This is a genomic window from Pseudomonas sp. Gutcm_11s (assembly GCF_028649395.1).
Classification (GTDB): domain Bacteria; phylum Pseudomonadota; class Gammaproteobacteria; order Pseudomonadales; family Pseudomonadaceae; genus Aquipseudomonas.
In genome coordinates this window covers 442205-454295 of record NZ_JAQSUW010000009.1, presented here as the reverse complement: position 1 = coordinate 454295, position 12091 = coordinate 442205, and the positions used below count along the sequence as shown (strand labels likewise).

At 64.3% G+C, this 12091-nt stretch carries 7 protein-coding genes and 2 riboswitches; of the genes, 4 read left to right on the top strand and 3 right to left on the bottom strand.

Annotation, left to right across the window (positions count from 1 at the left end; genetic code table 11):
* Both PTT45_RS04705 and PTT45_RS04700 read left to right on the top strand, forming a co-directional pair.
* On the top strand, positions 1 to 5464 hold a 5464-nt coding region (locus tag PTT45_RS04705), incomplete at its 5' end, for an Ig-like domain-containing protein (protein ID WP_273811771.1).
* Between the two features lie 70 nt (positions 5465 to 5534).
* On the top strand, positions 5535 to 5876 hold the full coding sequence (locus tag PTT45_RS04700) for a tryptophan synthase subunit beta (protein ID WP_273811770.1): 342 nt from the start codon (positions 5535 to 5537) through the stop codon (positions 5874 to 5876).
* 74 nt (positions 5877 to 5950) lie between these two features.
* On the opposite strand, the gene lapD is transcribed toward PTT45_RS04700, so the two are convergent.
* The 3 genes from lapD to PTT45_RS04685 all read right to left on the bottom strand — a co-directional run bounded on the left by lapD (position 5951) and on the right by PTT45_RS04685 (position 9149).
* Entirely contained in the window at positions 5951 to 7882 is a 1932-nt protein-coding gene (lapD, locus tag PTT45_RS04695) for a cyclic di-GMP receptor LapD (protein ID WP_273811769.1), read from the bottom strand.
* 21 nt (positions 7883 to 7903) lie between these two features.
* The gene (gene lapG, locus PTT45_RS04690; RefSeq protein ID WP_273811768.1) at positions 7904 to 8596 is read right to left on the bottom strand and encodes a cysteine protease LapG; all 693 of its coding nucleotides are present in this window, start codon (positions 8594 to 8596) and stop codon (positions 7904 to 7906) included.
* Between the two features lie 70 nt (positions 8597 to 8666).
* Positions 8667 to 9149: a hypothetical protein gene (locus tag PTT45_RS04685; RefSeq protein ID WP_273811767.1), complete on the bottom strand. Its 483-nt coding sequence runs from the start codon at positions 9147 to 9149 to the stop codon at positions 8667 to 8669.
* A gap of 309 nt (positions 9150 to 9458) precedes the next feature.
* A riboswitch (guanidine-I (ykkC/yxkD leader) is annotated at positions 9459 to 9562 on the top strand.
* 54 nt (positions 9563 to 9616) lie between these two features.
* Here PTT45_RS04685 and PTT45_RS04680 point away from each other — a divergent pair.
* Both PTT45_RS04680 and PTT45_RS04675 read left to right on the top strand, forming a co-directional pair.
* The gene (locus PTT45_RS04680) at positions 9617 to 10675 is read left to right on the top strand and encodes a putative urea ABC transporter substrate-binding protein (protein WP_273811766.1); all 1059 of its coding nucleotides are present in this window, start codon (positions 9617 to 9619) and stop codon (positions 10673 to 10675) included.
* 167 nt (positions 10676 to 10842) lie between these two features.
* Positions 10843 to 10946: riboswitch (guanidine-I (ykkC/yxkD leader) on the top strand.
* Positions 10947 to 11016: 70 nt separating this feature from the next.
* The gene (locus PTT45_RS04675; RefSeq protein WP_273811765.1) at positions 11017 to 12084 is read left to right on the top strand and encodes a putative urea ABC transporter substrate-binding protein; all 1068 of its coding nucleotides are present in this window, start codon (positions 11017 to 11019) and stop codon (positions 12082 to 12084) included.
* The last annotated feature ends 7 nt before the right edge of the window (positions 12085 to 12091 follow it).

Below are 12091 nucleotides of genomic sequence, written 5' to 3'. Positions count from 1 at the left end.
CCTGGATGGCAATGGCAACGTCACCCTGACTCAGGCCGGTCTGAACCTGGTCAACAGTGGTCAGGACCTGCCGGCCTTCACCCTGACTCCGAGCGACGGCACCGTGAGTGGTGCGCCGGTCAGCGCTGATCCGGCCGTCACTGCGGTCAACAATGCTCCCGTCGCCGTCAATGACCCGGGCAGTACCCTGACCGGCCTGACCGGCCAGTACTACGCCTATCACGAAGGTACGGACGGCGGAAACCTGAGCTCGCTGAGCCAGGTACGCACCTTCATCGGTGCAAACCAGGCAGACGCCACCTTCACCGCCAACAACATCAACTACTCGTTGAGTGGTGGCGACCTCGGTGGCAACCACAACCTGCAGACCTTCCTGGGCTCGGACGCCAATTCGCTGAATGGCGTAGATCCGGAAAACAGCAGCGATGCCATCATTCGCCTGAACGGCACCGTGCAACTGCAGGCCGGTAGCTACCAGTTCCAGGTACGTGCCGACGACGGCTACAGCATCGCCATCGATGGCGTGGTCGTCGCCAGCTTCGACGGCAACCAGTCGCCTAACTCCAACGGTGGTGCCTTCACCATCAGCGAGTCGGGCTACCACACCATCGAGATCATCTACTGGGATCAGGGCGGCCAGGCCGTGCTGCAACCGACCCTGAGTTTCAATGGCGGCGCCTACCAGACGCTGGACAAGTTCTCCCCGCAGCCGGCCAACTCTGCGCTGGTGACCGCGGAAGACACGTCCCTGAATATTTCGGCGGGTACCCTGCTGGGTAACGACAGCGACGCAGACGGCGACAGCCTGAAAATCATCAGCGTCGGCAACCCGAGCCATGGTACCGTCTCGCTCAGCTCCGATGGCAGCACCGTTACCTTCACACCGACGGCCAACTACTACGGCCCGGCCACGTTCACCTACACCATCTCCGATGGTCACGGCGGCACCAGTACCGCCACCGTCACCGTGAACGTCAACGCGGTGAACGACGCACCGGTAGCCTCCGATGACAGTGGCTCCGTCAACGAGAACGCCAGCCTGACCGTCACTACCGCCAACGGCGTGATCGCCGGCCTTGGCCGCGATACCGATGTCGATGGCGATACCCTGACCGTCACCGCCATCCGTACCGGCGCCGAAAACGGCACCGGCACCGCCGGCACCGTGGGCAGCTCGCTGACCGGCACTTACGGCACCCTGACCCTCAACGCCAACGGCTCGTATACCTACGCAGCCAACAACGCCGATCGTCTGGCCCTGGGTACTACCGGCAGCGACGTGTTCACCTACACCGTGTCCGACGGCAAAGGTGGTATCGACACCGCCACCCTGACCATCACCGTCACCGGCCTGAACGATGCGCCGGTCGCAGTCAACGACAGCGGTGCGGTCAACGAAAATGCCATCCTGACCGTCCCCGTCGCCGATGGTGTGATCGCTGGCGTTGGCCGCGATACCGATGTCGACGGCGATAGCCTGACCGTCTCCGCCATCCGCACCGGTACCGAAAGTGGCAGCGGCACTGCTGGCACCGTTGGCAGCGCGCTGACCGGCACCTACGGCACCCTGACGCTCAACGCCAACGGCTCGTACACCTACGTGGCCAACAACGCCGATCGTCTGGCCCAGGGTGTGACCGCCACCGACACGTTCACCTACACCGTGTCCGACGGCAAAGGTGGTAACGACACCGCGACCCTGACCATCACCGTCACCGGTCAGAACGATGCACCGGTGGCCGTCGACGACAGCGGCGCGGTCAACGAGAACGCCAGCCTGACCGTCCCCGTCGCCAATGGTGTGATCGCTGGCGTTGGCCGTGATACCGATGTCGATGGCGATAGCCTGATCGTCTCCGCCATCCGCACCGGCAGCGAAGGCGGTACCGGCACCGCCGGCACTGTCGGCAGTGCGCTGACCGGTACCTACGGTACCCTGACCCTCAACGCCAACGGCTCGTACACCTACGTGGCCAACAACGCTGATCGTCTGGCTCAGGGCGTGACCGCCACTGACACCTTCACCTACACCGTATCGGACAACAAAGGCGGCCTCGACACCGCCACCCTGACCATTACCGTCACTGGCCAGAACGATGCGCCGGTCGCGGTCAATGACAGCGGTGCCGTCAACGAAAATGCCACCCTGACCGTCCCCGTCGCCGATGGTGTGATCTCCGGTCTTGGCCGCGATACCGATGTCGACGGCGATACCCTGTCCATCTCCGCCATCCGCACTGGTACCGAAGGTGGCACCGGCACCGCCGGCACTGTCGGCAGTGCGCTGACCGGCACCTACGGCACCCTGACCCTCAACGCCAACGGCTCGTACACCTACGTGGCCAACAACGCTGATCGTCTGGCCCAGGGCACTACCGGCACCGACACCTTTACCTACACCGTGTCCGACGGCAAAGGCGGCAACGACACTGCGACCCTGACCATCACCGTCACCGGCCAGAACGATGCTCCGGTCGCCGTCGATGACAGCGGCGCGGTCAACGAAGACGCGACCCTGACCGTGACTGCCGCCAATGGCGTGATCCAGGGTACTGGCCGCGATAGCGACATCGATGGTGATGCTCTGACCATCTCCGCTATCCGCACCGGTGCTGAAACCGGCACCGGTACTGCCGGCTCCGTCGGCAGCTCGCTGAACGGCACCTACGGCACCCTGACCCTCAACACCGATGGCTCGTATACCTACGTGGCCAACAACGCCAACAGCGTGCCCACCGGCACGACTGTCACCGACAGCTTCACCTACACCGTCTCTGACAGCAAAGGCGGTATCGACACGGCCACCCTGAGCATCCGGGTCACCGGCCAGAACGATGCGCCGACCATCTCGGCCAGCAGTGCGCGGGTATCCGAAGAGGGTCTGGCAGGTGGTCGTGCCGATACTACAGGCACCTCGGACACCACCAACTCCACCACCTTCTCCGGCCAGATGTCGGTTCAGGACTCGGACAGCAGCTCGCTCACCGTCACCCTGAGTGCGCCGACCACCGCCGTGACTTCCGGCGGCCAGAGCATCACCTGGAGCGGTGCGGGCACCGGCCTGTTGATCGGTTATGTCGGCACCGCAAGCGCGGCCAATGAAGCCATCCGCGTCAGCATCGACAACAACGGCAACTACACTGTCACCCTGTCGAAGCCGCTGGATCACGGCAGCGCCGGCGTCGAGGACGTACTCTCGCTCGGCATTGGCGTGACCGTCAGTGACGGCGCAAAAACCGCCACCAGCACGCTGACCGTGGGCGTCGAGGACGATATGCCGAGCGGTGCCATCGTGCGCACTCTCGAGGTGCCGGTCGACACCATCATCATCAAGAACCTGCAAGGCGGCTGGACTGGGGCAACCTTCGACTCAGGCTCCGGTAGCCCGACGCCGATCAACCGGGATACTGACAGCAACGTTGACGCCATCTATTGGGGCGGTACCAGCGGTAGCGGCTATGAGCTAGTGGATAATGCAGCCCTAGCTACTAGCACTGGCCAAGTGATCACCGCGGGATCGCTGTTCAAGCTGGCGGACTTCTCCCACGTCAACCGACCGGTAAGCAGCTCTATCGCCTCGCTGGACACCATCACCATGACCATGACCATGGATGTGGTGATCAACGGAACCGTAGTGAATGTTCCATTCACCGTGCTGCTCGATCACACCGAGACGCCAAATGGTAACGACGCCAGTGCACCGTCTGCGCGGGACATCATCACCTTGCCCAGCCAGAACGTAACAGTGGTGCTGAATGGCCAGAGCTACTCGTTCGAGCTCGAAGGTTTCAAGGACAGCAGCGGCAATATCGTCAACACCATCTACACCAATGAAAACGCTACAAATACCTTCGAGATCTACGGCAGCCTAAATACCACCCTGGCCATGCCGAGCATCTCGGGCAGCATCGCCAGCACCGCCGGTGCCGATGGCTTCGCCAGCGTGACCTGGGGCAGCCTGAATAACGAGTACGGCACCCTGACCACCAGCGCCGATGGCGGCTACCGCTTCGTGCTCAACGAGAAGGGCTATGCCCTGGTCCAGTCGGGCAGCGCGGTACCGGCCCCGACCTTCAGCTACACCGTGCGTGATAAGGACGGCGATACCTTCAACAGTACGCTGACCATCAACCTGCAGGCGGACAAAGACTCTACCCCGGTGGCGAATGACAACTTCGCCCAGGCGGTACTGACTCAGCGGACCATCGATAGAACGGATGTTGCCGGGTTCTCGGTATCCGATGTGCGCAACTCGTCGAGCGACACCACTCCCAACCAGGGCTCCACAGTAGTAACCAGCGGGACAATGACTGTCTCCGGCGGCACGGGCTCCATCACCTTCAGCGCCAACCTTACTGGAAATGGCAGCGACACCTTCCGGTACGCGCTGGAGACGCAAAACTCCAACGGCACCTGGACGACCGGAAGCTATGTCACCCTGGACAGCAACAATACCATCAGCAACTTGGCCGCCGGCACCTACCGCCTCCGCCTGTACGTGCTGGACCAGAGCAGGAACAACGGCAACGCCGTCGCAACCCTGACCAACATCGCCCTGATTACCACCCTGGTGAACCCGGTCATCGAAGCTGCCGCAGCAGCAGGCAACGTGCTCACCGACACCAACAACCATGTCGGCAGCACCAATGCCTGGGGCTCGGTAGACAGCCTCGGCCAGGAAGGCGCGGTGATCAGCGCAGTCAACGGCTTCAATGTGGCCGGCAGCGGCAACACCACCATCAACGGCCAGTACGGCACCCTGTCGATTGCCGCCAACGGCTCGTACACCTACACGCCACACAGTACCTACAGCAACGTTGGCAAGAGCGAGACCTTCACCTACACCCTGAGTCAGCCCGACGGCGACAGCGACACCGCCAACCTGATCATCAACATCGGCAACACCGCCTACACCGCACCGACGCCGATTACCGGCAGCGGCACGCTGAACGGCACCAGTGGCGACGATGTGATCCTCGGCAGCAGCGGCGCCGACACGCTGAACGGCGGTGCCGGCAACGACCACCTGGAAGGCAAGGCCGGTAACGACACCCTCTACGGCAATGCCGGCAAGGACATCCTCATCGGCGGCGAGGGTGACGACATCCTCTACGGCGGTGCGGGTGGCGATACCTTCGTCTGGCAGGCAGGCCACACCGGCAAGGACGTGATCAAGGACTTCACCCTCAGCGGCACCGATCGCGACACCATCGATCTGCGTGACCTGCTGCAGGGCGAGAACGACGGCAACATCGGCGACTACCTGCGCGTGGTGACCAACGGTACCTCGACCACCCTGGAAGTCAGCACCCATGGCGAGTTCGCCCATGGTGCGGCAGCGGATGTCACCATCACCCTGGAGAACACCACCCTGCCCGCCGCCGACTTCGGCACCACGTCGTCGCAGATGATCAACTCGCTGATCGCTGGCGGTGACAACGCCATCGTCAAGGTTGACCACTGATGACAAACGCCTCCCGCTGCCAGCAGGCAGCGGGTAGGCTTGGACGACGTCAATGGTCGAGGACTAGATCATGCTGTATGTGAAGCGCGACGCCTGGGGCAACCTGGAGCGAGTGGAGCCGGCGCCGTTCGATGAGATGGACGGCGAGCTGGTAGCGGACAGCCAGGAAGCACAGGCGTGGTTCGCCAACCAGACCGTCGAGAGCAGCCTGCTGCAGCTCAAACAGAGCGATCTGGACATGATCCGCGTGCTGGAGGACCTGATCACCGCCCTGATGCAGAAAGGTGTGGTGCGCATCACCGACCTGCCCGAGGCGGCCCAGGCCAAGCTCGTTGGCCGCAGCAAGGCGCGTGATGCCCTCGGCGGCGCCCATAGCCTGATCAACGACGACGAAGCATCCGGGCTGATCTAGCGTCACACCTTCCCCATAGGTAGCCAGGGCATTGCGTCCTGGCTTTCCTGCGCGTCAGCGCCTGTGCGCTGCCATCACTGCAAGGGTTGCGGCTCGCCGAACAGGCGACCCTGCACGCCAGCGATCCCCATCGAACGCAGCACCTGCCATTCGCCCTCGGTCTCCACACGCTCGGCGATCAGTGGCAGGTCGATGCTGTTCGCCGCGCGCTGCATGGCCTCGATGAACAGGCGCTTGTCGTCTTCCTCGTCGATGGCGCGGATATGGCTGCCGTCCACCTTGATATGGCTCAGGCCGAGCTTGGCCAGGTTGCCGATCATGCTGAAGCGCCCACCGAAGTGCTGCAGCGCCAGGCCGAAGCCGAGTGCGCGCAGGCGCTGGGCCAGCGCCTGCAGCTCGTCCTGCTCGGGCAGCTGGTCCTCGTCCAGCTCGATGATCAGACGCGGGCCGAGCTGGCTGTGCTGGCGCAACTTGTCGTAGAGGCCCGCCAGCGCCTGCGGGTCGCGCAGGGTGCTGCCGGACAGGCTCAGCGCCAGCGAATCGCTGCCCTTGAGCAGATGCGCCAGCACCTGATCGAGCATGCTCAGGTCGAGACGAGCGGCCCAGCCGAAGCGCTCCAGCCACGGCAGGAAGCGACCGGCGGGCAGCAGGTTGCCCTGCTCGTCGAGCAAGCGTGCCAGGACCTTGCGATGCAGCACCCGCTGCGGCTGGTTGGCATCGACCACCGGCTGCGCATACAGCTGCACACGGCCCTGGTTGAGCGTTTCATCCAGCAGGCGATGCCAGGCCTGGCGCTCGTCGGTCACCGGCTGCGGCATATCGCTCTCGTGGCAGGCCCAGTTCTGTTCGGTCTGGCTGGCCGCACGAGCCAATGCCTCGTCGGCGGCCTGGTAGACCCCGGCAGACTCGGCGCCGGGCGCGAAGGCGGTCATGCCGATATGCGCCACCGGCAGGCTGTCGGTGATGCCGGTTTGCTGCAGGCTGCTCAGCGCCTGGTCGAGGGTCTCGGCCAGCTGCTCGGCCTCGTCGCGCTGCAGGCCGACAGCCATCAGGGCGAACTCGCCGCCGCGATTGCGGGCCAGCACGTAGCGACCACGGCTGAGCAGTTGCAGCTGCTCGGCCACCGCCTTGATCAGCTGGTCGGTACGCTGCCCGCCGATGCGCTGGTTGAGGCCGGCCAGGTCATTGATCCGCAGCAACAGCAGGAAGCCGCTACTGGCCTTCTCGCCACTCAGGCGCGCCTGCAGCTGCAGGTCGAAGTAGCGGCGGTTGGCCAGGCCGGTGAGGCTGTCCTCGTAGGCATCGGCACGCAGCTTCTCGCTGCGCGAGGCCTCCTCGGCGAACAGCGCCTTGAGCTTCTCCACCATCTGGTTCATGGCGCTGACCACGCGGCGGAACTCGGGAGTTTTCGGCAGTGCGGGCAGGCTGAGGAATTCGCGGCGGGCAATGGCGTTGGACTGCTCCACCAGATACTCCAGCGGGCGCAGCTGGCGCTTGAGGAACAGCACACCCAGACACACGCAGAGCAGGCTGCTCAGCATCAGCCACATCAGCGTGCCCAGCGCGCTCTGCCAGAGCCTGCCGACGGCGAACAGCGGGTGGCTGATCACCTCGACCCGCGCGGCCTGGCGCCAACCATCACTGACGATGGCGTCACCGCTGGCCGGGGCCAGGTCGACCAGGTGCGCGAACCATTCCGGCGCGGTCACGCTGACTGGCACACCACTGCGCTCGACCAGCACCTCGCCACTCTCGGCATCCAGCACGCGAATGCTCTGAAAGTAGCCACTGTCGAAGATCGAGCTGACCATCAGCTCCATCATCGGCACGTCATCCGCATGCGGGCTCAGCGACAGGCCAAGCGCCGTGGCGGCGTCCTGAGCATGGGCGCGTAGCTGGTTGACCTGCTGCTCGCGCGAGCCTTCCACACTGACCAGGAAGCTGCCGGTGAAATTCACCAGCATCAACACGCAGATGGCGATGAACAGCTGTTTGAACAGTGACATGAACGACTCCCTCGGCCGAAATCAGGGAAAGCCCTCGGCACGCATTTTTTTCAAGAGATCCTGCCAGCGCGACAGGCGCTTGGCATCACCGACCTGCTTGCCGCCGCCCGCTCCGGGCAGCCACAAGCCTTCGGCATTGAAGGCATAGACCGGCACCAGGTCGGTCCGGCGGTTGGCCGGCTCGATGGCGTCGATCAGGTTATCCAGCACCAGCGGTATCGCCGTGGGCTGTGGGTAATAGGTCAGCACCATGTGCGCCTGGTTCTGGCGCAGGGCCTTGACGTAGGTAATACGCAGCTTCTCGCTGGGCACCCCGAGCTGGCGCAGGCTGAAGTACTTGGCGATAGCAAAGTCCTCGCAATCCCCTGCGCCGCGAAACAGCGCTTCGACCGGCGTGGCCCAGTAGTCCTTGACCCGCCATAGTTCGATGTCATCGCGAAAGCGCAGGCGCAGATTGAAGAACTGATTGACCGCCCGGAGCTGCTGTTGTTCGGACTTTCCGGCCTGCTCATCGAGCAGGCGCTGCCAATCCTCGATGCGCCAGCGCCCCTCGCCCAGCGGGCCATAGAGTTTCTCGGCGCGCGAGCTGATCAGGCCGAAGTCCCAACCCGCCTGCAGAATGCCGGCCACAGCCAAGCAGGCCAGCAAAACGAACGCTTTTGCTGGCCTGTTGAAATGCTGCTGGAAGAACACCAGACGACGGATCGGCAACACCGGAACATCCATACCGATAGACGGCCGCCATGTTGAGCGGCGACCGCCCTAAACACAATCCTTCGCGTACTTAGCGGCGCTCGCCCCATCCCTGGCGACGCTGCTTGTGCGAGCCGGACTCCTGGCGCTGGCCACGATTGACCTCGCGGTGCATGTGCAGCCCGCGATCACTGTTGCGCAATTGTCCGATCTGGCGCCGGTCGTGGTCGCGGGAGCGCTGATCCCAGCCATAGCGCGGCTGCTCACGCCCGTTCCCCCGGTAGCGATCGCGATCGTGGTCGCGGCGGCCGTCGTAGCGGTTGCGGTTGTTGTCATGCCATTTGTAGCGACCGTCGTAGCCGGGCGCGTAGTGCGAATGGCGGCGGTCCTGATAGCGGTCGCGATGCCAGCGGTAGTCGCGGTCATCGTCGTAGTAATAGACGCGTGGGGAGGAATAGCTTTCGTAGTAGCGCACGTTGTAACCGGGACGGTCATAGCCGTAATCGTCACCGTAGACGGCGCAACCACTGAGGCTCAGGACAAACACTGCAAGGGCAAGGGCTAGACGGGACATGGCGGCCTCCTTCGACCGCTGGGGTGGGGCCGACGAATACCGGCGCCCGGGACTGCTCCCACAACCTTTGATCACGCCCCTGCGGCGAAGTGCTGCGCCCCCTGCGCTGGAAAGTTGTATCCGCGCATTGCGCACCAAAGCAAAACCCTCCATGCACCAGCATGGCGCCGCCAGCCGCAACCGCGCCCTCACAGACGTGACAGGGGTCACGAAAAAGCCGGAATAGAGCTCCCTGGCACGCCATTCGCTAAGAGCAGGACGCACAGGATGTGCCGCCCCAGTGAAGGGTCGGTCGCTGACAATTCAAACGCAATGGCCGACTAGGGTTCCGGCTCGTCCACCACGACGAGCGACTGGTCCGAGAGTGGGCGACCTCGACAGGGGTTACACGGCGGGACAAAAGCCCGGGAGAAAAGCGCGGCACGGCGACCGCCGTCCTGTCTCCCGTTCATTGTTCCGAGGTAGCCATGCTCAAACGCCTGCTGTGTTCTTCCCTGATCACCCTGCTGCTCCTGCAACCCACCCATGCCAGCGCCGAACAGCGTCCGTTCAAGGTCTGCTGGTCGATCTACGCCGGCTGGATGCTGTGGGGCTACATGGCCCAGGAAGGCATCATCGACAAGTGGGCGAAGAAGTACGGCATCGAGATCCAGGTCGAGCAGGTGCCGGACTATGTCGCCTCCATCGAACAGTACACCGCCAACCAGTACGACGCCTGCTCCATGACCAACATGGACGCCCTGACCATCCCGGCCGCCGCGGGCGTGGACTCCACCGCGCTGATCGTCGGCGACTTCTCCGCCGGCGCCGACGGCATCCTGGTGCGCGGCGGCAACAAGGACCTGAAGGAGCTCAAGGGCAAGACCATCCTGCTGGTGGAGAACTCGGTATCCCACTACCTGCTCAGCCGCGCCCTGGAATGGGCGCACCTGCAACCCTCTGACGTGAAGATCGAGAACGTCTCGGACAAGGACCTGGCCCAGGTCTGGCGCAGCGGCAAGGGTGACGCGGTGGTGACCTGGAACCCGATCCTCTCCGACCTGCGCCAGGACGGCGACAGCGTGCAGGTGTTCAGCTCGCACCACGTGCCCGGCGAGATCCTCGACCTGCTGGTGATCAACAGCCAGACCCTGGCCCAGCACCCGGAGCTGGGCCGCGCCCTCACCGGCGCCTGGTTCGAGGGCATGCGCCTGATGGGCCTGCCCACCCCGGCTGGCCAGGCGGCACGCGCCAGCATGGCCGCCGCCGCGGATACCACCCCGGAAGACTTCGACGAACAGCTGCGCACCATCCGCTCCTTCTACGCTCCGCGCTCGGCGGCAGCCTTCGCCCGCAGCGAGAAGATGCCGACCCTGATGCAGCGCGTGGCGGACTTCGCCGACATCCAGCAGCTGCTCGGCGAGGGCAAGGGCCTGCAACACCTGGGCATCGCCTTCGGCGACAGCCAGGTGCTGGGCAACTCCTCGCGCATCATGCTGCGCTTCAACCCGACCTATATGCAGCTGGCCGCCGACAACCAGCTGTAAGCACCAACAACGAACATCGCGCACCACATTCGCGCAACAAAACGGGGCGCGGCGCCGCATGAATGCCGGCGCGCCCCGTAGCAATGCGACTCCGGGCAACTGGCACGATGTTCGCTAAGAACCAGATATGCAGAAGCACCCCGCAAGGGCGCACGGCACTACAAATTGCAATGGCTGACTAGGGTTCCGGCTCGCTGCTGATGGCGAGTGACTGGTCCGAGAGTTGGCGACCTCGTTCGGGGTTACACGGCGGGACAAAAGCCCGGGAGAACGCGCCACCTGATAGTTCAGGCCAGTGCCGCGCCGCTCCTGCCCGTATTCCCAGAACTGGAGGTTCACCCATGCGCAAGCCCCTGCTCTCCTCGCTGTTCGCCGCCGGCCTCGCCGCCGCACTCGCCCTCCCCGCCCACGCCGAGAAGAAAGACCAATTCGACGTCTGCTGGACCATCTACGCCGGCTGGATGCCGTGGGAATACGGCGCCACCCAGGGCATCGTCGACAAGTGGGCGAAGAAGTACGGCATCGAGATCAAGGTCACCCAGCTCAACGACTACGTCGAGTCGATCAACCAGTACACCGCCGGCCAGTTCGACGGCTGCACCATGACCAACATGGACGCCCTCACCATCCCCGCCGCTGGCGGCCTGGACAGCACCGCGCTGGTCATCGGCGACTTCTCCAACGGTAACGACGGCATCGTCCTCAAGGGCGAGAAGAAGACCCTCGGCGACCTCAAGGGCATGGACGTCAACCTGGTCGAGCTGTCCGTCTCCCACTACCTGCTGGCCCGTGGCCTGGAGCGTGCCGGCCTGGCCGAGAAAGACCTCAAGGTGGTCAACACCTCCGACGCCGACATGGTCGCCGCCTTCGCCACCGACGACGTGCAGGCCGTGGCTACCTGGAACCCGCTGCTGGCCGAGATCGAAGCCACCCCGAGCGTGACCAAGGTATTCGACTCCAGCCAGATTCCCGGCGAGATCATCGACCTGATGGTGGTCAACAGCGCGACGCTGAAGGACAACCCCGAGCTGGGCAAGGCGCTGACCGGCGCCTGGTACGAGATCATGGCCACCATGGGCGCCGACTCCGCCGAAGGCAAGGCCGCCCGCGAGCACATGGCCAAGGCCTCCGGCACCGACCTAACCGGCTACGAGGCGCAGCTCGCCGCGACCAAGATGTTCTACACGGCCAAGGACGCGGTGGCCTTCGCCAACAGTCCGAAGCTGCCGGCAACCATGACCAAGGTGGCCGAATTTTCCTTCTCCCACGGCCTGCTCGGCGAGGGTGCGCAGAGCGCCGACGCGGTAGGCATGGCCTTCGCCAAGGACGTGGTCACCGGCGACAAGGGCAACGTCAAGCTGCGCTTCGACCCGAGCTACATGCAGATGGCGGCCGACGGCAAGCTCTGACAGCCCG